16 protein-coding genes are annotated in these 23,775 nt (G+C 71.3%); 5 read left to right on the top strand and 11 right to left on the bottom strand.

Annotated elements, in window-relative coordinates; genetic code table 11:
• Position 1 precedes the first annotated feature (1 nt).
• The 6 genes from gnd to tkt are packed head-to-tail and all read right to left on the bottom strand — an operon-like array spanning position 2 to position 8,225.
• A complete protein-coding gene (gnd, locus tag ABZ848_RS25145) occupies positions 2–877 on the bottom strand; it encodes a phosphogluconate dehydrogenase (NAD(+)-dependent, decarboxylating) (protein WP_360835387.1) in 876 nt (291 codons plus the stop codon).
• 1 nt (position 878) lies between these two features.
• On the bottom strand, positions 879–2,528 hold the full coding sequence (pgi, locus tag ABZ848_RS25140; protein WP_360835385.1) for a glucose-6-phosphate isomerase: 1,650 nt from the start codon (positions 2,526–2,528) through the stop codon (positions 879–881).
• Positions 2,521–3,456, bottom strand: a complete 936-nt coding sequence (gene opcA, locus ABZ848_RS25135; protein WP_360835383.1) for a glucose-6-phosphate dehydrogenase assembly protein OpcA — start codon at positions 3,454–3,456, stop codon at positions 2,521–2,523. The genes pgi and opcA overlap by 8 nt, the downstream gene beginning before the upstream one ends.
• On the bottom strand, positions 3,453–4,988 hold the full coding sequence (gene zwf / locus ABZ848_RS25130) for a glucose-6-phosphate dehydrogenase (RefSeq protein ID WP_360835381.1): 1,536 nt from the start codon (positions 4,986–4,988) through the stop codon (positions 3,453–3,455). The genes opcA and zwf overlap by 4 nt, the downstream gene beginning before the upstream one ends.
• Positions 4,985–6,130, bottom strand: a complete 1,146-nt coding sequence (gene tal / locus ABZ848_RS25125) for a transaldolase (RefSeq protein ID WP_360835379.1) — start codon at positions 6,128–6,130, stop codon at positions 4,985–4,987. Before tal ends, zwf begins: the two co-directional genes overlap by 4 nt.
• A 19-nt stretch (positions 6,131–6,149) precedes the next feature.
• A complete protein-coding gene (gene tkt / locus ABZ848_RS25120) occupies positions 6,150–8,225 on the bottom strand; it encodes a transketolase (protein WP_360835377.1) in 2,076 nt (691 codons plus the stop codon).
• Between the two features lie 147 nt (positions 8,226–8,372).
• On the opposite strand from tkt, the gene ABZ848_RS25115 reads away from it, so the two are divergent.
• Positions 8,373–9,278 (top strand): AraC family transcriptional regulator, encoded by a 906-nt coding sequence (locus tag ABZ848_RS25115; protein ID WP_360835375.1) that lies wholly within the window; start codon positions 8,373–8,375, stop codon positions 9,276–9,278.
• Between the two features lie 5 nt (positions 9,279–9,283).
• Here ABZ848_RS25115 and ABZ848_RS25110 read toward each other — a convergent pair whose 3' ends face one another.
• On the bottom strand, positions 9,284–11,623 hold the full coding sequence (locus tag ABZ848_RS25110) for an FtsX-like permease family protein (RefSeq protein ID WP_360835373.1): 2,340 nt from the start codon (positions 11,621–11,623) through the stop codon (positions 9,284–9,286).
• Positions 11,620–12,312, bottom strand: coding sequence for an ABC transporter ATP-binding protein (locus ABZ848_RS25105; protein ID WP_360835371.1), 693 nt, complete (start codon positions 12,310–12,312; stop codon positions 11,620–11,622). Before ABZ848_RS25105 ends, ABZ848_RS25110 begins: the two co-directional genes overlap by 4 nt.
• 222 nt (positions 12,313–12,534) lie before the next feature.
• Here ABZ848_RS25105 and ABZ848_RS25100 point away from each other — a divergent pair, with 222 nt between their 5' ends.
• Complete coding sequence (locus ABZ848_RS25100; protein ID WP_360835369.1) at positions 12,535–13,836, top strand: histidine kinase; 1,302 nt, start codon at positions 12,535–12,537, stop codon at positions 13,834–13,836.
• On the top strand, positions 13,833–14,513 hold the full coding sequence (locus tag ABZ848_RS25095; protein WP_360835367.1) for a response regulator transcription factor: 681 nt from the start codon (positions 13,833–13,835) through the stop codon (positions 14,511–14,513). The genes ABZ848_RS25100 and ABZ848_RS25095 overlap by 4 nt, the downstream gene beginning before the upstream one ends.
• A gap of 23 nt (positions 14,514–14,536) precedes the next feature.
• Here the strand turns inward: ABZ848_RS25095 and ABZ848_RS25090 are convergent, their stop codons facing one another.
• Together ABZ848_RS25090 and ABZ848_RS25085 are read right to left on the bottom strand one after the other, a co-directional pair.
• Entirely contained in the window at positions 14,537–15,922 is a 1,386-nt protein-coding gene (locus ABZ848_RS25090) for a glycoside hydrolase family 16 protein (RefSeq protein WP_360835365.1), read from the bottom strand.
• 196 nt (positions 15,923–16,118) lie between these two features.
• Positions 16,119–17,357, bottom strand: coding sequence for an Ig-like domain-containing protein (locus ABZ848_RS25085; RefSeq protein WP_360835363.1), 1,239 nt, complete (start codon positions 17,355–17,357; stop codon positions 16,119–16,121).
• Between the two features lie 293 nt (positions 17,358–17,650).
• Here ABZ848_RS25085 and ABZ848_RS25080 point away from each other — a divergent pair, with 293 nt between their 5' ends.
• Complete coding sequence (locus tag ABZ848_RS25080) at positions 17,651–20,428, top strand: FAD/NAD(P)-binding protein (protein ID WP_360835361.1); 2,778 nt, start codon at positions 17,651–17,653, stop codon at positions 20,426–20,428.
• 67 nt (positions 20,429–20,495) lie between these two features.
• Positions 20,496–21,542: a hypothetical protein gene (locus ABZ848_RS25075; protein WP_360835359.1), complete on the top strand. Its 1,047-nt coding sequence runs from the start codon at positions 20,496–20,498 to the stop codon at positions 21,540–21,542.
• Positions 21,543–21,551: 9 nt separating this feature from the next.
• Here ABZ848_RS25075 and ABZ848_RS25070 read toward each other — a convergent pair whose 3' ends face one another.
• On the bottom strand, positions 21,552–23,654 hold the full coding sequence (locus ABZ848_RS25070; RefSeq protein WP_360835357.1) for an MMPL family transporter: 2,103 nt from the start codon (positions 23,652–23,654) through the stop codon (positions 21,552–21,554).
• Positions 23,655–23,775: the final 121 nt, after the last annotated feature.

Below are 23,775 nucleotides of genomic sequence, written 5' to 3'. Positions count from 1 at the left end.
CCTACTTGGACTCGACGGCGTGTCCGCCGAACTGGTTGCGCAGCGCCGCGATCATCTTCATCTGCGGCGAGTCGTCCTGGCGGGACGCGAACCGCGCGAAGAGGGAGGCGGTGATCGTGGGCAGCGGAACGGCGTTGTCGATGGCCGCCTCGACGGTCCACCGGCCCTCGCCGGAGTCCTGCGCGAAGCCCTTCAGCTTGTCCAGGTGCTCGTCCTCGTCGAGGGCGTTGACCGCGAGGTCCAGCAGCCAGGAGCGGATGACCGTGCCCTCCTGCCAGGAGCGGAACACCTCGCGGACGCTGTCCACCGAGTCGACCTTCTCCAGGAGCTCCCAGCCCTCGGCGTAGGCCTGCATCATGGCGTACTCGATGCCGTTGTGGACCATCTTCGAGAAGTGCCCGGCACCGACCTTGCCCGCGTGGACATAGCCGTACGGGCCCTCCGGCTTGAGCGCCTCGAAGATCGGCTGGAGCCGGTCGACGTGCTCCTTGTCGCCGCCGACCATGAGCGCGTAGCCGTTCTGCAGGCCCCACACACCGCCGGAGACACCGGCGTCGACGAAGCCGATGCCCTTGGCGCCGAGCTCCTCGGCGTGCTTCTCGTCGTCCGTCCAGCGGGAGTTGCCGCCGTCGACGACGGTGTCGCCGGGGGACAGGAGGGTGCCCAGCTCGTCCACGACGGACTGGGTGGCGGCGCCGGCCGGGACCATCACCCAGACCACGCGCGGCGCTTCGAGCTTGTCGACCAGTTCGGCGAGGCTCGCCGCGTCGGAGAGGTCGGGGTTGCGGTCGTAGCCGATGACGGTGTGGCCGGCGCGGCGGATCCGCTCGCGCATGTTGCCGCCCATCTTGCCGAGACCGATGAGACCGAGCTGCATTTCAGTTGCCTTCCTTGAGCTCGCGGTAGGCGGCCACGAGTGCTGCGGTGGAGGGGTCGAGGCCGGGGACGTCCGCGCCCTCGGTCAGGGCGGGTTCGACGCGCTTGGCGAGCACCTTGCCGAGCTCGACGCCCCACTGGTCGAAGGAGTCGATGTTCCAGACGGCGCCCTGCACGAACACCTTGTGCTCGTAGAGGGCGATCAGCTGGCCGAGGACCGAGGGGGTCAGCTCACGGGCCAGGATCGTGGTCGTCGGGTGGTTGCCCAGGAAGGTGCGGTGCGGCACCTGCTCCTCGGGCACCCCCTCGGCGCGCACCTCGTCGGCCGTCTTGCCGAAGGCCAGCGCCTGGCCCTGCGCGAACAGGTTGGCCATCAACAGGTCGTGCTGCGCCTTGAGTTCGTCGCTGAGCTCGGGCGCGGGACGCGCGAAGCCGATCAGGTCCGCCGGGATGAGCCGGGTGCCCTGGTGGATCAACTGGTAGTAGGCGTGCTGCCCGTTGGTGCCGGGCGTGCCCCACACCACCGGACCGGTCTCCCAGCCCACGACGTGCCCGTCGCGGTCGACCGACTTGCCGTTGGACTCCATGTCCAGCTGCTGGAGATACGCGGTGAACTTGGAGAGGTAGTGGCTGTACGGCAGCACCGCGTGCGACTCGGCGCCGAAGAAGTTGCCGTACCAGATGCCCAACAGGCCCAGGATCAGCGGGGCGTTGGACTCGGCGGGCGCGGTGCGGAAGTGCTCGTCGACGATCCGGAAACCGTCGAGCAGTTCGCGGAAGCGGTCCGGGCCGATCGCGATCATCAGGGACAGGCCGATCGCCGAGTCGAAGGAGTAGCGTCCGCCGACCCAGTCCCAGAACTCGAACATGTTGTCCGGGTCGATGCCGAACTCGGTGACCTTGCCGGCGTTCGTCGACAGCGCCACGAAGTGCCGGGCGACCGCCTTGTCCTCACCGAGCCCTTCGAGGAGCCAGGACCTGGCCGACGTCGCGTTGGTGATCGTCTCGATCGTGGTGAAGGTCTTGGACGCGACGATGAACAGCGTCTCCGCCGGGTCCAGGTCGCGCACGGCCTCGTGCAGGTCGGCGCCGTCGACGTTCGAGACGAAGCGGAACGTCAACTCCCGTGCCGAGAAGGTGCGCAGGGCCTCGTACGCCATCGCCGGACCGAGGTCGGAGCCGCCGATGCCGATGTTCACGACGTTCCTGATGCGCTTGCCGGTGTGCCCGGTCCAGGCGCCGGAGCGGACCCGCTCGGCGAAGTCGCTCATCTTGTCGAGGACCGCGTGCACCTTGGGCACGACGTTCTCGCCGTCGACCTCGACCACCGTGTCCCGGGACGCGCGCAGCGCGGTGTGCAGCACCGCCCGGTCCTCGGTGACGTTGATCTTGTCACCGCGGAACATCGCGTCCCGCAGCCCGAACACGTCCGTGGCGGCGGCCAGTTCCCGCAGCAGGGCGAGCGTCTCGTCGTTGATCAGGTGCTTGGAGTAGTCGATTCGCAGATCGCCGACGCGCACGACGTACCGCTCGGCACGGGAGGGATCCGCGTCGAACAGCTCACGCAGCCGCGGCCGTTGCAGCACGTCCGCACGGTGGTCCTCCAGCGCCGTCCACTCGGGACGGTTGGTGAGCCGGGGAGAGTCAGACATGGGAAGGCGTCTCCTTCGTCGCCTCGCCCCGCAGGGCGACGGCGTACATCTCGTCGGCGTCGAGGCGGCGGAGTTCCTCGGCGATGAGTTCGGAGGTGGTGCGGACCTTCAGGGCGAGGGTGCGGGAGGGCTGGCCCGGCAGGGAGAGCGTGGCGAGCGGGCCCTCGGGGCGGTCGATGACGACCTCGCCGTCGGCCGTGCCGAGGCGGACCGCGGTCACCACCGGGCCGGCCGTGACCACGCGGTCGATCTTCACCTTGAGCCGCGCCTCCAGCCAGCGCGCGAGCAGCTCGGCGGCCGGGTTCTCGGCCTCGGCCTCCACGGCACCGGAGATGATCTGCGCCCGCGCCTGGTCCAGGGCCGCCGCCAGCATCGAGCGCCAGGGCGTCAGCCGGGTCCAGGCGAGGTCGGTGTCGCCGGGCGCGTAGGAGCGGACCCGGGTCTCCAGCGTCTCCAGGGGGTTCTCGACCGCGTACAGGTCGGTGATCCTGCGCTGCGCGAGCGCGCCCAGCGGGTCCTTCGACGGCACCTCGGGCGCGTCCACCGGCCACCACACCACGACCGGCGCGTCCGGCAGCAGCAGCGGCAGGACGACCGAGTCCGCGTGGTCGGACACCTCGCCGTAGGTGCGCAGGATGACCGTCTCGCCGGTGCCCGCGTCGGCGCCGACCCGCACCTCGGCGTCCAGCTTGGAGGCCATGCGGTCGCGCGGGGTGCGGGCGTGCCGCTTGATGACGACCAGGGTGCGCGAGGGGTGCTCGTGCGAGGCCTCCTCGGCCGCCTTGATCGCGTCGTAGGCGTTCTCCTCGTCCGTGACGATCACCATCGTCAGGACCATGCCCACGGCAGGCGTCCCGATGGCGCGGCGACCCTGCACCAGCGCCTTGTTGATCTTGCTTGCCGTGGTGTCGGTCAGGTCGATCTTCATGGCCTGCGCCAGCTCCGTCCGTCTCGTGCGAGCATCTCGTCGGCTTCCCCGGGTCCCCAGCTCCCCGAGGGGTACTGCGCCGGCTTGCCGTTCTTCGCCCAGTACTCCTCGATCGGGTCGAGGATCTTCCAGGACTCTTCCACTTCCTGGTGACGGGGGAAAAGGTTGGCGTCGCCGAGCAGTACGTCCAGGATGAGCCGCTCGTACGCCTCCGGGCTCGACTCCGTGAACGACTCGCCGTACGCGAAGTCCATCGTGACGTCCCGGATCTCCATCGAGGTGCCCGGCACCTTGGACCCGAAGCGGACCGTCATGCCCTCGTCGGGCTGGACGCGGATGACGATCGCGTTCTCGCCGAGCTCCTCCGTGGCGGTGGAGTCGAAGGGGGAGTGCGGGGCCCGCTTGAAGACGACGGCGATCTCGGTGACCCGGCGGCCCAGCCGCTTTCCGGTGCGCAGGTAGAAGGGGATGCCCGCCCAGCGCCGGTTGTCGACCTCCAGCTTGACGGCCGCGTAGGTGTCGGTCCTCGACTCGGGGTCGATGCCCTCCTCCTGGAGGTAGCCGAGCACCTTCTCGCCGCCCTGCCAGCCCTCGGCGTACTGCGCGAGGACCGTGTGCTCGCCGAGCTCCTCCGGCAGTCGCACCGACTTGAGGACCTTGAGCTTCTCGGTCAGCAGCGACTCGGCGTCGAAGGCGATGGGCTCCTCCATCGCGGTGAGCGCCATCAGCTGCAGCAGGTGGTTCTGGATGACGTCACGGGCGGCGCCGATGCCGTCGTAGTAGCCGGCCCGGCCGCCGATGCCGATGTCCTCGGCCATGGTGATCTGGACGTGGTCGACGTACGACCGGTTCCAGATGGGCTCGTACATCTGGTTGGCGAAGCGGAGCGCCAGGATGTTCTGGACGGTCTCCTTGCCGAGGTAGTGGTCGATGCGGAACACCTGGTCCGGCTCGAACACGTCGTGCACCAGCGAGTTGAGCTCACGCGCGGTCGTCAGGTCGCGGCCGAACGGCTTCTCGATGACCGCGCGCCGCCAGGAGCCCTCGGGCGCGTTCGCAAGGCCGTGCTTCTTCAGCTGCTGGACGACCTTGGGGAAGAACTTCGGCGGTACGGAGAGGTAGAAGGCGAAGTTGCCGCCGGTGCCGCGGGAGGAGTCCAGCTCCTCGACGGCCGACTTCAGCTGCTTGAACGCCGTGTCGTCGTCGAAGTCGCCCGGGATGAACCGCATGCCCTCGGCGAGCTGCTGCCAGACCTCCTCGCGGAACTCGGTGCGCGCGTGGTCGCGGACGGAGTCGTGCACGACCTGCGCGAAGTCCTGGTCCTCCCAGTCGCGGCGGGCGAACCCGACGAGCGAGAAGCCCGGCGGGAGCATGCCGCGGTTGGCGAGGTCGTAGACGGCCGGCATCAGCTTCTTGCGGGACAGGTCGCCGGTGACGCCGAAGATGACGAGCCCGGACGGACCGGCGATGCGGGGCAGCCGCCGGTCGCGCTCGTCGCGGAGCGGGTTCGTCCAGTCGGAGACGATGGTCATTCCGCGTCAACTCCCTTGCTGTCCAGGGACTTCGTGACGGCGTCCAGCAGGTCCTGCCAGGCCGTCTCGAACTTGGCGACGCCCTCGTCCTCCAGCTGCTGCACGACCTCGTCGTAGGAGATCCCGAGGGTCTCCACGGCGGCCAGGTCGGCGCGGGCCTGCGCGTAGCCGCCGGTCACCGTGTCGCCGGTGATCCCGCCGTGGTCGGCGGTGGCGTTCAACGTGGCCTCCGGCATGGTGTTGACCGTGCCGGGGGCGACCAGCTCGTCGACGTACAGGGTGTCCTTGTACGCGGGGTCCTTCACGCCGGTCGAGGCCCACAGCGGGCGCTGCTTGTTGGCCTTCGCGCGGGCGAGCGCGGTCCAGCGCGCGGAAGCGAAGACCTCCTCGTAGGCCTCGTACGCGAGACGGGCGTTGGCGAGCGCCGCCCTGCCCTTGAGCGCGAGCGCCTCCCGCGTGCCGAGGAGCGTCAGCCGCTTGTCGATCTCGGAGTCGACGCGGGAGACGAAGAAGGACGCCACGGAATGGATCGTGGCGAGGTCAAGGCCCTTCGCGGCGGCCTTCTCCAGGCCGGCCAGATAGGCGTCCATGACCTCGCGGTAGCGCTCCAGGGAGAAGATCAGCGTGACGTTGACGCTGATGCCCTGGCCGATGACCTCGGTGATGGCGGGCAGGCCCGCCTTGGTCGCCGGGATCTTGATCATGACGTTCGGGCGGTCCACGAGCCAGGCCAGCTGCCGGGCCTCGGCGACCGTGGCCGCCGTGTTGTGGGCCAGGCGCGGGTCGACCTCGATGGAGACCCGGCCGTCCCGGCCGCCGGTGGCGTCGTACACGGGCCGCAGGATGTCGGCGGCGGCGCGGACGTCGGCGGTGGTCATCATGCGTACGGCCTCGTCGACCGTCACACCCCGCACGGCCAGGTCGGCGAGCTGCTCCTCGTAACCCTCACCGGAGCCGATGGCGGCCTGGAAGATGGAGGGGTTGGTGGTCACGCCCACCACGTTCTTGTTCTCGACGAGTCCGGCGAGGTTGCCGGACTCGATCCGCCTGCGCGACAGGTCGTCCAGCCAGATGGAGACGCCTTCGTCGCTGAGGCGCCTGAGTGCTCCCGCGGACGCGGTTGCTTCGGTCACAGTGATCATCTTCTTTCTGGCGATCGGATCAACCGCGGGCGGCGGCAAGGGATTCCCTTGCGGCGGCGGCGACGTTCTCGGGGGTGAAGCCGAACTCGGCGAACAGGGTCTTGGCGTCGGCGGAGGCGCCGAAGTGCTCGAGGGAGACGATGCGTCCTGCGTCACCTGTGAAGCGGTACCACGTCAGGCCGATGCCCGCCTCGACCGCAACGCGGGCCTTCACCGACGGCGGAAGCACCTGGTCGCGGTACTCGCGCGGCTGCTCCTCGAACCACTCCACGGACGGCATCGACACGACCCGCGCGCCGATCCCCTCGGCCTCCAGCTGCTCGCGTGCGGCGACGGCGAGCTGCACTTCGGAGCCGGTGGCGATGAGGACGACGTCGGGGGTCTCCTTGGACGACTCCTTCAGGACGTAACCGCCCTTCGCCGCATCCGGGTTGGGCGCGTACGTCGGCACGCCCTGGCGGGTGAGCGCGAGGCCGTGCGGGGCCGGGTTGGTGGCGTGCCGCTTGAGGATCTCGGCCCAGGCGGTCGCGGTCTCGTTGGCGTCGGCCGGGCGGACCACGTTCAGGCCCGGGATGGCGCGCAGCGAGGCGAGGTGCTCGACCGGCTGGTGCGTCGGCCCGTCCTCGCCGAGGCCGATGGAGTCGTGGGTCCAGACATACGTCACCGGCAGCTGCATCAGGGCCGACATACGGACGGCGTTGCGCATGTAGTCGGAGAACACCAGGAAGGTGCCGCCGTAGATGCGGGTGTTGCCGTGCAGGGCGATGCCGTTCATCTCCGCGGCCATCGAGAACTCGCGGATGCCGAAGTGGACGGTTCGGCCGTACGGGTCGGCCTCGGGCAGCGGGTTGCCCTTCGGCAGGAAGGACGAGGTCTTGTCGATGGTCGTGTTGTTCGAGCCGGCCAGGTCGGCGGAGCCGCCCCACAGCTCGGGAAGCACGGAGCCGAGCGCCTGGAGCACCTTGCCGGAGGCGGCGCGGGTGGCGACCGACTTGCCCTCCTCGAACACCGGGATCGAGGACTCCCAGCCCTCGGGCAGCTGACCGGCCACGATCCGGTCGAACAGCTCGGCGCGCTCCGGGTTGGCGCCGCGCCACTTGTCGAGCTGCTTGTCCCAGGCCGCGTGCGCCTCGGCGCCCCGGTCGAGGGCCTCGCGGGCGTGGGCCAGGACATCGGCGTCGACCTGGAAGGACTGCTCGGGGTCGAAGCCGAGGACGCGCTTGGTGGCGGCGATCTCCTCGGCGCCGAGCGCGGAGCCGTGGGAGGCCTCGGTGTTCTGCGCGTTCGGGGCGGGCCAGGCGATGATCGTGCGCATCGCGATGATGGACGGCCGCTCGGTCTCGGCCTGCGCGGCCTTCAGCGCCGCGTACAGGGCCGGTACGTCGATGTCGCCGCCGAGCGCCGGCTCGATCCGCTGCACGTGCCAGCCGTAGGCCTCGTACCGCTTCAGCACGTCCTCGGAGAACGCGGTCGCGGTGTCGCCCTCGATGGAGATGTGGTTGTCGTCGTACAGGAAGACCAGGTTGCCGAGCTTCTGGTGCCCGGCGAGCGAGGAGGCCTCGGCGGAGACGCCCTCCTCCAGGTCGCCGTCGGAGACGATCGCCCAGATCGTGTGGTCGAAGGGGGAGGTGCCCTCGGGCGCCTCCGGGTCGAACAGACCGCGCTCGTAACGGGCGGCCATCGCCATGCCCACGGCGTTCGCGACACCCTGGCCGAGCGGACCGGTGGTGGTCTCGACGCCCGCGGTGTGCCCGTACTCGGGGTGCCCGGGCGTCTTGGAGCCATGGGTCCGGAAGGCCTTCAGGTCATCGAGCTCGACCTCGTAACCGGCGAGGAAGAGCTGGGTGTAGAGGGTCAGCGAGGTGTGCCCGGGGGACAGAACGAAACGATCCCGCCCGGTCCACTCGGGATCGGCGGGATCGTGGCGCATCACCTTCTGAAAGATCGTGTACGCGGCCGGGGCGAGGCTCATCGCGGTGCCCGGGTGCCCGTTGCCGACCTTCTGCACGGCGTCGGCGGCCAGCAGACGTGCGGTGTCGACGGCACGCCGGTCGAGTTCGGTCCATTCGAAGCTGTCCGATGTCTGCGTACTCATCTTCAAGAAGTCCTCGATCGCAGCGGTGTTTCTGGCTCGTTGCGTTCAAATTTAAAAGTCTGACTTTTACGAGGGAAGGTCCTCGTGTGCCAGCCTGTGGTGAAAGTGGGACACCGGGACGTACCAGCTGGGCGGCGTGAGAGGGACATGGCGGACAGAACCATCCAAGGCGGAGACGGTGAAGGCAGCGTGGACGGGATCAGAACGTTCCCCTTCCCGGTCGAGCTGAGTGTGTGCGGGGTGGGCATGCAGGTGGGCCCGATGGGCGCCGACCGCACGTGGCACGCCGACGCCCCCCTGCACCGCGTCCACCGCATCGACTTCCATGTCGTGATGCTCTTCGACGAGGGGCCCGTCCGCCACATGATCGACTTCGCCGAGTACGAGGCGACGGCCGGCGACCTGCTGTGGATCCGCCCGGGTCAGGTCCACCGCTTCTCGAAGACGAGCGAGTACCGCGGAACCGTCCTGACCATGCAGCCCGGCTTCCTGCCCCGGGCCACGGTCGAGGCCACCGGCCTCTACCGCTACGACCTGCCGCCGCTGCTGCGCCCGGACGAGGCCCAGCTGACGGCCCTGCGCTCCTCGCTCGCCCAGCTGCGGCGGGAGTACGAGGACACGACGACGCTCCCGCTGAGCCTGCACACCGCGGTCCTGCGCCACTCCCTCACGGCGTTCCTGCTGCGCCTCGCGCATCTGGCGGCGAGCTCCGCGGAGGCGGTCCGCCGCCAGTCGGACACGACCTTCACCCTGTTCCGGGACGCCGTGGAGAAGGGCTTCGCCACCAACCACAGCGTCAGCGCCTACGCCGACGCGCTCGGCTACTCCCGCCGCACCCTGGTCCGCGCGGTCCGCGCCGCGACCGGCGAGACGCCCAAGGGCTTCATCGACAAGCGGGTGATCCTGGAGGCGAAGCGCCTGCTGGCCCACACCGACATACCGATCGGCCGGGTGGGCGCAGCGGTGGGCTTCCCGGACGCCGCGAACTTCTCCAAGTTCTTCCAGCAGCACACGGAGCTGACCCCGGCGGCCTTCCGGGCGGAGCTGCGCTGAGGCTCCTACTCCGTGCGCAGTGCCGTGGCCGTGCGGGCCCTCGCCGCCCAGCCGGACGGGAGTAGGGCGCCGAGCAGCGCGATCGCGATGCCGGCCAGCCCGAGGAGCACCAGTTCGGGGACGTCGTACACGTCGAGGACCGATGGCGGGAGGTCGGTGCCCGCCGCGTGTCCCATCACCGGCAGGATGTAGCCGTGCAGCGCGAACCCGAGCGGTACGCCGATCAGCCCGCCGAAGACGCCGATGCCGGCCACCGACGCGAGCACGAGGCTCACGGTCTGCCGCGGTGACATGCCGAGCGCCTTGCAGACGCCCAGGTCGTGCACGCGCTCCCGGGTGTCGAGGACCACGGAGTTGAGCACGCCGAGGCCCGCCACGGAGACCAGCATCAGGGTGAGCAGTGCCGCGATCGAGTCCAGGACGAGGATCATGCCGTCCTGCTGCGAGTTCTCGTTGGCCATGACGTCGCCGCCCAGCGGCCTCACCACCGTGGCGAGCTTCGCCGCGTAGTCGGTGGGGGAGACGCCGTGCTTCACCTGGATCTGGAAGGCCTGGGGCCTGGCCCCCGCGAAGCTGGCCATGTCCGCGTGGACCGACAGACCGTCGTTGCTGGTGTCGAAGACCTCGCCGACGATCCGCAGGGACTGCGTGTCCTTCCCGAGCGTCACGCGCACCGTGTCACCGAGCCTGGTCCCGGTCCGCTCCAGGAAGCGTGTGGGTACGACGACCTGCCCCGCGCCGGTGATCCAGTGCCCGGAGATCATCTCGTAGCTCCCGGACTCCGAATCGCCCTGGTAGAGGGTGGCTTCGACCGAGCCGGAGATCCCGGCCACGGTGACGTCGGTCTGGGTCATGCCGTAGTACGAGGCGGTGCCGGACTGCGCCTTGATGGCCGCGCTCACCTTCGCCGGGTCGGCGGACGGAGGCTTGCGGTCGGCCCCCGCGGGGCCAGGCCCGCGGTTCTGGGCGGCTCCGCCGCTGACAGCGGTGACGTCGGCGCGGTCCTGGGGGTCCTGAGCGCTGCCCACCGCGTTCAGGGACGAGGTCAGCCCCACCGCGAAGGTCGCCGCGACCGTGCCGAAGGCCACCGCGAGCAGCATCGCCGCGGTGCGGACCGGGTGGGTGAAGGGACTGGCGAGGCCGTACGTCACCGCCCGCGGCAGCGGCAGCCACCCGGCCGTCCGGTGCGCCCACTGGCCGCGTCCCGTGCGGGGCGCCCGGCCCACCGCGATGGCCTCGACCGTCCGCAGCCGCCCGGCCCGCAGCGCGGGGACCAGCGCCGCGACCGTGACGATCAGCAGCGCGACGGCCGGTACGACGACGTCCACCCACCAGGTCACCGACAGCGAGACACCCCCGTACACCTGCGCGGTGTCGGCCAGCAGCGGCACGGCAAGCACATTGCCCAGCACGATCCCGAGCGCGATGCCCGCGGCTGCCGGGATCAGCGCCTGGGCCACATAGGCCCGCACCACCTCGCGCGGGGTGAAGCCGATGGCCTTGAGGATGCCGATCCGGCGCAGGCCGGTGCCGACCGCGCCGCTGATCACGCTGCTGACGATGATCACCGACATGACGATGCCGAGGACGCCGAAGGCCACCAGGAACGGGATGGTCGCCGCCGCGCCCCGGTCGGCGGAGTGCTTGGTGTCCAGATAGGACTGGGTGGCCAGCAGGGACCCGGACGGCACGGCGGCGGCGAGCAGCTTCCGGTCGGCGGCGATCTGCCCCTTGCTGCCCGCCGACTCGAAGCGGTAGAGCATCTGGCTCGTGACCGGCGAGTCCTTCGAGGCCAGCGCGCGGACCTGCCCGGGGGTCGCCCAGGCGTCGGCGCTCCGGCCGGAGGACAGCGCGAAGCCGACGACCGTCAGGCCCTGGCTGTCGGCGGCGTCCGAGGCCTTCATGACGGAGCCGATCCTGAGCGGGGAGTTCATGAAGGACGCGGAGAGGACGATCTCGCCCGGCTTCGTCGCCCACCGCCCGGCCCGCAGGTCCAGGTCGTCCACCTTGCTGTGCGGACCCGAACGCCCCACCAGGGTCAGCCGGTTGAAGGTCGTGGTCGGATACGGCCCCGCGCTCGCCGTGACACCGTCCAGCCGCCCGGTCTCCTTCAGTGCCGCCGCGCTCACCTTCGCCGGATCGAACTGCGCGGTGATGTGTGCGCCGTGCTGCTTGGCGAAGGCGTGGTCGAAGGGGGCGTTGGTGGCGACGATGAGCGCCCCGGCGATCACCGCGGCCGCGACGGCCATCATGCAGGCCACGGCGATCACCGTCGTCTGCACCCGGCGCCGGCCCACCCCGGAGCGCACGACCCGGCCCAGCGCGCCGGTGCCGAGGAGGCTCATCGGACGGCCTCCGCACGCGAGTCGAGGGAGAGATGGCCGTCGACCAGCTGGATGGTGCGGCTCGCGCACGCCTGCGCCAGCGCCATGTCGTGCGTGACCAGGACGAGGGTCTGCCCGCCGCGGTGCAGTTCCACCAGCAGCTCGCGTACGTCGTGGCCCGAGGCGGTGTCGAGCGCGCCGGTCGGCTCGTCGGCGAGCAGCAGCGCGGGCCGGTTGACCAACGCCCGGGCGACCGCGACGCGTTGGCGCTCACCGCCGGACAGCCGGCCCGGGTAGGCGCGGGCGTGCCGGGTGATGCCCAGCAGCTCCATCAGCTCGTCCGCGCGGGCCGCCGCCTTGCGTCGGGCGGTACCGGTCAGCTGGGCGGGCAGCCGGATGTTGTCGGCGACGGTGAGGTCGTCGAGGAGATTGAAGAACTGGAAGACCATGCCGACCTGTTCGCGCCGGAACCGCGCCAGCGCGTGCTCGCTCAGCCGGTCGATCCGCTCCCCGGCCACGGTCACCGCGCCCTCGGTCGGTTTGTCGAGGCCGGCGACCAGGTTCAGCAGCGTGGACTTCCCGCTGCCGGAGGGGCCGGTCACGGCGAGCGCCTCGCCCGGGGCGACACCGAGGTCGAGCGGTCCGAGTGCGGGTGCGCCGGCGTTGTCGTAGCGCTTGGCCACGCCCGCCAGTTCGATCACGTGAGTCATGGGAGTCCGTCCTTCGTCCTTGCGGCGCAAGGGAGTTGTCTGTGCCGGCCCGGCGACCGTAGGGGCGCGGGCGTGTGGTGCGCGTCGGCCGCGGCACCGACTTGTGGGCGTCCCCGCGAAGGACGTGCGCGCGGGGTCATCCCTGCGAAGTACGCCTCAGGGACCGGTGCTCGACCGTGCAGGCGGACGCGGGAGCGGGCGGGGGCACCCCACAATGAGGCGATGGAGACGGAGGACCGGCAGGGCCTGCGCCGGCAACTGCGCGACGCCCTGAGGCCGGAGCCGGAGAGCGCCCCGGCGTCGCGGCGGGCGGTGCGCGCCGATGTGGTGCTGGCGGTCCTGCTGACCGTCGTGGCGCTGATCGTGGCCGCGCGCTATCCCGGCGACGGGCCGGTCCACATCAGCGTGAAGAACGAGTACGGGGTGCCGGTCCCGCCACCGCCACCCGTACCGGGTGCGCAGGTGGACGAGGTGGTGGAAGGACGTGGACCCTGGTGGCTGGTCGTCCTGTCCGCGCTGCCGCTGGCGGCCCGGCGCCGGTATCCGCTGGCCGTGTTCGGGGTGGTGCTCGCGGCGGCCCTGGCCATCGGCGACCAGGCCTCCTGGATCAACGTGCTGACCTGCGTCATCGGCGCCTACAGCGCTGCCATGTACAGCCGCTATTGGGCGCGGGCGGCGGCCGGGCTGGTCCTCGCCGCCGTGCTGGCCGGCATCGCGTTCCGGGACACCGACCCGGCGTTCCCGGGCTGGTCGAGCCCCGCGGTCGTCCTGCTGGTCGCGGCCGTGCTGGCCGTCACCGTCCGCTTCTGGCAGCGGCGGCTGTCGGACAGCCGGGCCCGCTACACACGGCTCCAGAAGGCCCAGGAGGAGGGCATGCGGCGGGCCGTCGAGGAGGAGCGGGCCCGCATCGCCGCCGAACTGCACGACGTCGTCACCCACAATGTGAGCGTGATGGTCATCCAGGCGGGCGCGGCCCGCAAGGTGATGGACGGCGCGCCGGAGCGGTCGAAGGAGGCCCTGCTCGCCGTCGAGGCCGGGGGACGGGCCGCGATGGCCGAACTGCGCCATGTGATGGGCCTGTTGGCCGCCCCGGACACCGGCCGACCCGACAGCCCCGCCGACGGCCTGGAACCGCAGCCCGGCCTCGGGCAGCTCGACGCCCTCACCGAGCGGGTGCGCGCCGCCGGCACACCGGTGGCCGTCGCGGTGTCCCTGCCCCCGGACCCGCTGCCGCCCGGAGTGGAACTTGCCGCCTACCGCGTCGTGCAGGAGGCCCTGACCAACACCATCAAGCACGCGCCCGGCGCCGACGCCTCGGTCACCGTCGGATACACCGGGGACGTCCTGGAGATAGAGGTCACCGACACCGGCGCCACCCGCGACGCACCCGAGGGCGAGGGCAACGGCCGCGGACTGATCGGACTGCGCGAACGGCTCGCGGTGTACGGCGGCGAGCTCACCGCCGGTCCGACCCTGGCCGGCGGCTACCGCATCACCGCCAGAGTCCCGTGGCGGACGTCATGAACGCGCCCGCGCTGCGCGCCGTCATCGCCGACGACCAGGCCCTCGTACGTACCGGCTTCGGCATGATCCTGGCCGCGGACGGCATCGAGGTGACAGCCGAGGCGGCCGACGGAGCCGAGGCGGTCGCCGCGGTCCGGCGCACCCGGCCCGACATCGTGCTCATGGACATCCGGATGCCCCGTATGGACGGCATCGAGGCGACCCGGCGGATCCTCGCCGACGGCCCGGACGGCACGAGGGTCGTCATCCTGACCACGTACGACCTCGACCACTACGTCTACGCGGCGCTCACCGCCGGCGCCAGCGGCTTCCTGCTCAAGGACGTCACGCCCGAGCACCTGGTCGCCGCCGTACGCCTCGTACAGGCCGGGGACGCCCTGCTGGCCCCCGCGATCACCCGCCGGCTGATCGAACGCTTCACACATCGCGAGGAGGCCCGGCCGGCCGGCCTCCACCGCGACCTGTCCGGCCTGACCCCGCGCGAACTGGAGGTGCTCCGGCTGCTCGCGACGGGCCTGAGCAACGCCGAACTCGCGGACCGCCTGGTGCTCAGCCCCACCACGGTCAAGACGCACATCGGTCGCATCCTGTCCAAGCTGGACCTGCGCGACCGGGTGCAGGCGGTCGTCCTCGCCTATGAGACGGGACTGATCTCCCCCGGGGGCGGGGACTCCTAGGACCCCGCCCCCGAGGATGCCGCTCAGTGCCCGAAGTCGAACCAGTTGACGTTCACGAAGTCCGCCGACTGGCCGCTGCTGAAGGTCAGATAGACGTCGTGGGTGCCCGTCACCGAGCTGATGTTGGCCGGGATCGTCGTCCAGGTCTGCCAGCCGCCGGTGTTGTCCACCGAGAAGCTGCCGATCGGTGTCGCCGTGGCACTGTCCAGCCGGACCTGCACCAGACCGCTCACGCCGGAGGCGGCCCCGCTGGCGACGCGCGCATAGAACTGGGTGGCCGCCGTGGCGCCGAAGTTGACGCCCTTGTAGAGGGCCCAGTCGCCGTTGGCGATGTAGCCGATGTCCTGGCCGCCGCCGGTGTCCGTGGTGGTCTCCGCGGTGACGCCGGACTGGCTGTCGTACGACTCGGCCTGGATGGCACTGTAGGCGTCACGGTTGCCGGTCGGCGGGGTCGTGGTACCGCTCCCACTGGCCGACAGGACCTGGACGTAGTCCACGACCATCGGATGGCCGGACTCGGTGGCGCTGGTCGGGCCGCCGCCGAACGCGGCCGGGAAGCCGCCGCCCATCGCCACGTTCAGGATGACGAAGAAGCCGTGGTTGGTCGCGTTGGCCCAGGTCGTCGCGTCCACCTGACTGGCGGTCACCGTCTGGTAGTTGACGCCGTCGACGTAGAAGCGGATCGCCTCGGGGCTGACCGAGCGGTCCCACTCCATGGTGTACGTGTGGAAGCCCGACTGGCAGGTGGTGTTGGGACAGGCGGTGGAGTTGCCGAGGCCCGTCGTCTCGTTGCAGGGGCCGCCGGACGCCGTGCCGCAGTGCATGGTCGCCCAGACCTTGTTGATGCCGTTGACGTTCTCCATGACGTCCAGCTCGCCGACGCTCGGCCAGTTCTGGTAGTTGCCGCGGTAGGGGGCGCCGAGCATCCAGAACGCCGGCCAGTAGCCGAGCGCCGCGTTGCCCGTGACGTTCGGCATCTGGATGCGGGCCTCGACGCGCAGCTTGCCGCCGGACGGGGGCTGGAAGTCGGTGCGGGTGGTCTCGATACGGCCCGAGGTCCAGTTGCCGGCCGAGTCGCGGATCGGGGTGATCTTCAGGTTGCCGCTGCCGTCGAGCGCGACGTTGCTGGTGCTGTTCGTCATCGTCTCGACCTCGCCGGTGCCCCAGTTGGCGGGGCCGCCCGGATACGAGGTCCCGGTGTCGTACTGCCAGTTGGAGGTGTTGACGCCGGTGCCTGCGGAGCCGTTGAAGTCGTCGACGAAGACCTGCGTCCAGCCCGACGGGGGAGCGGGCGCGGACGCGTCGGCGGACTGGGTGGCGGCCGTGGCCAGCGCGGCCGCCAGACCGAGCGTGCTGAGCACGGCGACGAGCGCGCGTCGCCGTCTGGGTATGCCGGAGGTTGCACTCATGGGGGTGCCTCCCGGGTACGGGGTGATGGGCTGCGGATGCCCTTCGGGAACGCTCCTTGAGAGCGCTCTCAAAGTGGGCCCAATGTGCTCTCCGGTACCAGGGCCGTCAAGACTTAAAGCAAGGAAAGTCCTTTCGGGACAGGCAAGTTCACGCCGTGAACGGTGCAAAGAGGGGCCAACCGCGCCACCCCGGGGGTCAGACCGCGCTGCCCGCCTTCCAGTCCGCCCAGGACAGGTTCCAGCCGTTCAGGCCGTTCGACGCCTCCACGGTCTTCTCGCCGGAGTTCTTCACGATCACCACGTCGCCGAGCATCGAGGACTCGTAGAACTTGTAGCCCGCCACCGAGCTGTCGTTCGCGCCCTTGGCGTCGTGCAGGCCGACGCAGCCGTGGCTGGTGTTCTCGTGTCCGAACACCGAGGTGGACGCCCAGTAGTTGCCGTGCACGAAGGTGCCGGACGTGGTCAGGCGCTGGGCGTGCGGGACGTCGGAGATGTCGTACTCGTCGCCGAGCCCCACCGTCGAGGACTCCATGCGGGTCTGCTTGAACCGCTCGCTGATCACCATGATCCCGGACCAGGTGGTGTGCTGGGCGTTGCCGCCCGAGACGGGATAGGTGGCGTAGGTCGCGCCGTCCCGCTTGACCACCATCTCCTTGGTGGACAGGTCGACCGTGCTGATCTGCTCGCGGCCGATGTGGAAGGTGACGTCCTTCTGCTGCACGCCGTAGACGCCGTCCTGGCCCTCGACGTCCTTCAGCCGCAGGCTGAGGGTGATCTTCGTGCCGGCGGCCCAGTACGTCTCCGGGCGGAAGTCCAGCCGGGTGTCGCTGAACCAGTGGCCGACCACCTCGACGGCCGGCTCGGCGGTGACGGTGATGGCCTTCTGGACGGCCTCCCGGTCCTTCACGGCGTGCGTGAAGTTGATCGACACGGGCATGCCGACGCCGGAGGTCGAGTCCGCCTCGGGCGTGAAGTAGCCGACGAAGGTCTCGCCGGGCGACTTGGTGGTGAAGGTCGCGGTCTGCGCGGCGGCGCCCTCCGGAGTCGCCGTGACCGTGTACTTCGTACCCGAGTACGGGTTCTTCGCCGAAGTCCACTTCGTCTTGGCCGCGTTGAGCGAACCGTCCAGGGTGGAGCCGTCGTTGCCGGTGACCTTCACGGAGGCGAGCGTGCCGTCGGTCACGGTGATCTCGACCGGGCTGGTGAAGTCGGCCTTCTTCGTGCCGTCGGCGGGCGTGACCGAGACGGTCGGCTTCTTCGTGACCGTGGCCTTCGCCGACGTGTCCGACTTCGCCGTCCCCTCCGAGGCGCCCGCCGAACTGCTGCATCCGGTCAGCGCGACGGCGGCGGGCACCGCGCCCAGCACACCGAGCAGTCCCCGCCGGGACCACTTCTGCGACAGCTGGGACCGGTTCGATATGTGCGAGACGCCCACGGCAGGCCTTCCTGGGATATCCACCTTTTCCGGGTGCATCCTGCGCCGCGCAGATTTGTTGATCCTTTGAATACCCCGGCCGCTTCCTGAGATTCCTGTGAGGACTCCCTGGGGGAAGGCCTGAAACGGCGGTTGCCGTAGTGCCGGGGATTGTGAACAGAGTATGAACGGTCCGGCCGGCGCCCTGAGTATCCGGTGAGATCCGTGTCGCGCCATGGCTTCCCAACCATCCCGGTCGGAATAGTTCGCAACAGCGCGGAGACGAGGAACGACCGAGCACCCCGGAGGCGTACGTGACCGAAGTCCGTGAGCGGTACACCGTGGCCGTCGTCGGAGCCGGCGCGGCGGGCACACTCACCGCCGTCCAGCTCTGCGAGACGGCGACGCGCCGCCGGACACCGCTGGACCTGGTCCTGATCGACCCGGCGCCGGAGGCGGGCCGCGGCACCGCCTACGCGACCCGTGACCCACGCCACCGCCTCAACGTGCCCGCGGGCGGCATGAGTTGCTACCCCGACGAGCCGGACCACTTCACCCGCTGGCTGTGCCGCCACGGCGAACCGTCCGTCACGGCCGCGGACTTCGCGACGCGCTACCGGTACGGTGCCTACCTCGCCGACACCCTCGCGCGGGCGATCGTCCGGGCCAGGGGCACGGTGTCGGTACGACGCCTGCGCACCCGCGCCGAGACCTGTACCGACACCCCCGACGGCCGGGTGGAGCTCCAGCTCGCCGACGGGGGCCACCTGACGGCCGACGCCGCGGTCCTGGCCACGGGTCCTGCGGCACCGTCTGCAACCTGGGCACCACCGGGCCTGCGGACCTCGGCACGTTTCGTGGCCGAGCCGTGGGCGACGGGGGCCTTGGACGGGCCGCTGGCTCGGCCGACCGCCGCCGTGCCGGCCGAGCCGCGTGTGTCGAAGGGCTCGGACGGACTCGCGCACGCGACTGCGACTGCCGAGCCGCGGGCATCGGAGGGCCCGGTCGATGTCCTCCTCGTCGGCACCGGGCTGACCGCCGTCGATCTGGCCCTCACCCTCGACCGCCCAGGGCGGACGGTCCACGCGCTCTCCCGCAGTGGGCTGCTGCCCCAGTCGCATGCCCTCGTGCCCGCCGGGTCGATGCCCTCGCCCGAGGGGCTCGACGACACCTCGCTGGGGCGGCTCCGGCGTGCCGTGTACCGGCATGTCAGCCGCTCCGTGCGTGCCCACGGTGACTGGCGCCCGGCCCTGGACAGCCTGCGCCCGCACACCGCGCGGCTGTGGCACAGCCTGACCCCCGAGGACCGCGCCGAGTTCCTCGCCCGTGAGGGCGCCCTGTGGAACACCCACCGGCACCGCATGGCCCCCGCCACCGCCGAGTCCGTCTCCCGCGCCCGCACGGCACGCCGGCTCACCGTGCACACCGGCACGGTGACGGACGCGGTCGAGCACGACGGCGCACTCGTGGTCACCCTCTCCAACGGCCGTACCCTGCGCGTCGGTTGGGTGATCGACTGCACCGGGCCGGGGCGGCGGCTCGACGATCCGCTGTGGCGCTCCCTGTTCGCGTCGGGCGCGGCCGTCGCCGGACCCCTCGGCATGGGCGTCGGCACGGTCGAGGCGCGGCTGCTGGACGCGGAGGGGCGGGCCGACCGGCCGCTGTTCACGCTGGGCGCCCCGCGCCGCGGCGAGCTGTGGGAGACGACGGCCATCCCCGAGATCCGGGTCCAAGCGGCGGCCCTGGCACGGCAGTTGCTCGAACCCCTCGCCCTGAAGCCCCGCAAGCGACCCCGCCCCTCCCGCCGCCCCGTCGACGGCCACGGCCTCGCCCTCTCCACCCACGCCGACGCGGCCGCCGCCTACCGCACCGGCCTCGACCGCGTCCTCAAGGTCCGGGCCGGCGCCGAGGACGCCTTCGCCCGCGCGGTCGCCCTGGACCCCGGGTTCGCGCTCGGCCACGCGGCCCTCGCCCTGCTCGGCCACGAGTGCGGGGCCGCCGTCGACGTACCGCGGGCGCTCGCCGAGGCACAGCGCAGCGCGGCCGAGCGGGCCGACGAACGCGAGCGGTCGTTCGTGGAGACGGTCACCCGGCGGGTGCACGGCGACGAAGGGGACCTGGCGCTCGTACGACATCTCGACGCGCACCCCGCCGACGCGCTCGCACTGGCCGCCGCCGTGCCGACCATCGCCTTCTCCGGGGTGACGGACCTCGACGACGAGCACGCGCTGCGGCTGGTCGAGCGGACGTCGCCCGTGTACGACGGGCACTGGTTCCACACCTCGCTGCTCGCGTTCCTGCGGCAGGAGCAGGGGCGGCTGGGGGAGGCGGGTGAACTCGCCCACCGGGCGCTGGCCTTGGAGCCGGCCTCCGGGCACGCCGTGCACGCTCTCGCGCACGTCCACTACGAGTCCGGGGCGCACGAGGCGGGGCGGGACTGGCTCGACGGGTGGGTGTCCGGACAGGGGCGGGGTGCCGTGCACCGGGCGCACTTCTCATGGCACATCGCGCTGCACGAACTCGCCCTGGACGACCCCGCGGCGGTGCGCCGGCGCTGGTTCGCGCAGCTCGCACCGGGGCGGGTGGTCACAGGCGTGCGGGCGCTGGTCGACTCGGGGTCGCTGCTGTGGCGGGCGCGGCTGAGCGACAGCTGGCGGGGCGAACTGCCCACGGCCGACGTGCTGGAGACGGTCGCCCGGGATGTCCTGGAGCGTCCGACGACCGCCTTCACCGCGCTGCACGCGGCCGTCGCTCTCGCGGCGGCGGGCGACCTGCCGGCGCTGTACCGGCTGCGGGACCACGCTCTCGGTGCCGACGAGGTGCAGCGGGAGGTGATCGTGCCGTTGTGCGAGGCGTTCGTCGCGGTGGTCGAGGAGCGGTTCGCGGAGGCGGCACGGGAGTTGGACGCGGTGCTGCCAGTGGTGCGGCGGGTGGGCGGGAGCGCGGCACAGCGCGAGGTGGTCGAGGAGACGCTGCTGTACGCCCTGGTCGCCGCGGGCCGCTGCGACGACGCGGGCCGTCTGCTGGACGCCCGGCTGGAGCGCCAACACGCCCCGCGCGACCGGCGGTTGCGCGCCGACCTGCCGGTCTGAGCCCGGCGCGAGGACCCTGCGGAACGCACCGCTACCCTGTCGTGATCATCCACGACAGGGGGAACACATGAGTCAGCGCCGCCGTCCCGGCCCAACCGCCCGCGCCGCCACGGCAGTTGCCGTACTGGCCACCGCACTCGCCGCGTGCTCCGGCTCCGACGGTGCCGCCACGTCCGAGGGCGGAGGCAAGGCCGCGGCCGGGGTCATCTCCCTCGCGGACGCGCGAGCCGTGCTGCGGAACTACGTGAAGGTCAACAACGCGGCCAACGCCACGCGGGACGCGGAGAAGACGGCGACGATCGAGAGCGGCGCGATGCTGGCGCAGAGCCAGGCGGGCTTCCGGCAGTACCCCGCCTGGTCCGAGAAGGAGCAGGAGCAGTCGAAGACCCCGTTCAGCTACCCCGTCGGGAGTGCGCGCTTCTACATCCCGCGCAAGGGCTCCGCGGACTTCTTCATGGTGAACACGGCGATCACCGGCGAGGGCATCGCCAAGGACCGCCGCCGGCTCATCGTCTTCAAGAGCGTCGTGGACGAGAAGGCCAAGGGCGGCAAGGGCTGGCGGGCGGTGACCGTCGGCGAGGTCACCGGCAAGCCGCCCGCCGTGGACGTGGACGGCGACGGCTTCGCCACCCCGCTCGCGGCGACCGGACGGGTGGGGTCCCTGCCGCTCGGCGACCTGGTCAGCCTCTCCCAGGACTTCTATGTGACCGGAGGAACGAAGGCCGCGGCCTCCTTCGCCGACACGACAGCCGTCAAGGACTGGAAGAAGGCCTACGCCGATCGCGCCCCGGCCGCCGACAAGTGCGTGGACGGCGAGTACGCGGCCGGCTCCGGCGGCGGCGACACCGCGTACGGGATGAAGACCGAGGACGGTGGTGCGCTGGTCCTCTACGACTTCGGGGTGCAGTACAAGAACTGGGGCAAGGCCGACTGCGGCGGCGGTGACCTGAAGCTGAAGAACCTGCCCGTGATCAGCGACATCTACCTGGACGGCAGGACCTCGGTCACCATCCTGACCCGCACCGAGTCGTTGATGGCGCTCGCCGTGGTCCCGCCGTCCGGGAAGAAGGTCCAAGTCACCGGCTACCAGGAGCGGTTGACGTCCGCCCAGTAGCCGCCGGCCTCAGACGCCCGTCGTCGCGGGCGGCCGGGGAGCCGCCTCCTCGCTCACCCCGAACCTCTCGTGCGCCCGCCGCAGCGGCCTCGGCGCCCACCACGCCCGCCGCCCCAGCAGCGCCATCGTCGCCGGGACCAGCAGCATCCGTACCACCGTCGCGTCGATCAGCACCGCCAGCGTCAGGCCCAGGCCGATCTGGAGGATCGGGGAGAAGCCGCCCGTCATGAAGGCACCGAAGACCACCGCGAGGAGGAGGGCCGCGCAGGTGACGACCCGGCCGGAGCGGCGCAGGCCCTCGACCACCGCCTCCTGGTCGTCGCCGGTCCGTTGCCGGGCCTCGCGCATCCTGGCCAGGATGAACAGCTCGTAGTCCATGGCCAGACCGAAGGCGATCGCGACGATCAGCGGCGGTGCCGTGAGGCTGAGCGCGCCCAGGCCCTCGGCGCCCAGCGCTCCGGCCAGGTGGCCGTCCTGGAAGACCCAGACCGTCACGCCCAGCGCGGCGCCCAGGCTGAGCAGCGTCGTCAGGATCGTGCGCAGCGGGATCAGGACCGAGCCGGTGAAGGCGAACAGCAGGGCGAAGATGCCGGCCAGCACGGTCAGCGCCGCCCAGGGCGCGCGGTCCGAGAGCATCGCGCGGAAGTCGACGAGGCGGGCGGCCGGGCCGGTGACCTCGACCGGTTCGCCGCCGCGGATGTCACGGACCCGCTGGACGAGGTCGGTGGCCTCGGCGCCGTCCACCCTGCCCGACGGCTGGAGCTGTACGACCGTTGCACCGCCCGGCAGTTGGCGCGAGCCGGAGGTGGGAGAGAGGGCGCGGATGCGGTCCGCCGTGCCCGCGTCCGTGCCCGGCTTCAGGACCACCGTGACCGGCGAGACACCGGTCCCTGCCGGGAAGTGGGCGTCCACGGTGTCGTACAACTGCCGTGCCTCCGTGCTCGACGGGAGCTGGGTCGCGTCGCCGATCTCGATCTTCATGCCGGTGACGGGGAGTGCCAGGACGAGCAGGGCCGGGACGACCGTGGCCACGACGGCGATACGGCGGCGGGTCGCGAAGCGGGCCACGCGGGCGAAGAAGCGGCCCTCCTCGCCCTCCGGGCGGGTCTTCGCCGGCGCGATCTTTCCGCCGAACCTGGTCAGCAGGGCGGGGAGAAGAGTGACCGCGGCCAGCATGTCGATGACCACGACCGCCGCCACCGCCAGGCCCATGCTCCGCAGGAACACGCTCGGGAAGACCAGCAGGCCGGTCAGGCTGACCGCCACCGTGAGGCCGGAGAACAGGACGGTCCGGCCGGCCGCGGCGACCGTGCGGTGCACGGCCTCGACGACGTCCTCGGTGTCCCGGCGCTCCTCGCGGAAGCGGACCAGCATCAACAGGGCGTAGTCCACGGCGAGTCCGAGCCCCAGCATGGTGGTGACCTGGATCGCGTACACCGAGATGTCGGTGACCTCGCTGAACGCGAACAGCGCCAGGAACGCGCCCGCGATGCCGCTCACCGCGATCACCAGCGGCAGCGCCGCCGCGCGCAGTCCGCCGAACACCACGAGCAGCAGGGCGAGTACGACCGGCAGCGAGATCAACTCGGCGTTCTTCACGTCCTGTTGGGCCCGCTCACCGAGCTGCTTGCCCAGCAACGGGCCGCCGCTGACGTGGACTTCGGGCGCGTCGATCTGCTTGATCCGGTCGGCCGCCGCGTCCACGGCCCGCTCCTCGGCGTCGTCGTCGAGGCCGCCCTTGAGGGTGACGGGCACGATCAGCGCCCGTCCGTCCTCGGCGGTCAGACCGCGCGTGGTGTACGGATCCGGTACGGCGGCGACCCCGGCGATGGTCCGTACGTCCGCGACGGCCCGCTCGACCTGGCCGCGCAGACCGGGGTCGGTGACCGCGACGCCCTCGACGACGCCGGTGATCGACTCGCCCGTCGGGTCGGTGCGGTCGAGGTACTGGGCGGCGCGCTCCGACTCGGTGCCGGGGACCTCGGGCACGTTGTCGGACAGCCGCCCGAAGACGCCCGTGCCGAGGCCGAAGCCGAGCAGCAGGAAGAGCACCCACAGAAGGATGACGGTCAGCGGGCGGCGGGTCGCTGCCCGGGCGAGGGTGGAGAGCACGATGCCTCCCGGCGATTCGTCGGTTTCCTGACGCCCCCAGGCTCGTCCCGGCGGGGGCGCCCCCGGATCGCCGGAGGGAGCGGTTTCGAGGACTCCGTCGTACGGGGGAGACGGCGGCGCG

Source organism: Streptomyces sp. NPDC047081, from assembly GCF_040643775.1.
GTDB lineage: Bacteria > Actinomycetota > Actinomycetes > Streptomycetales > Streptomycetaceae > Streptomyces.
Note: the sequence above shows the minus strand (reverse complement) of the source record. Positions and strands in the feature narration are given on the sequence as shown.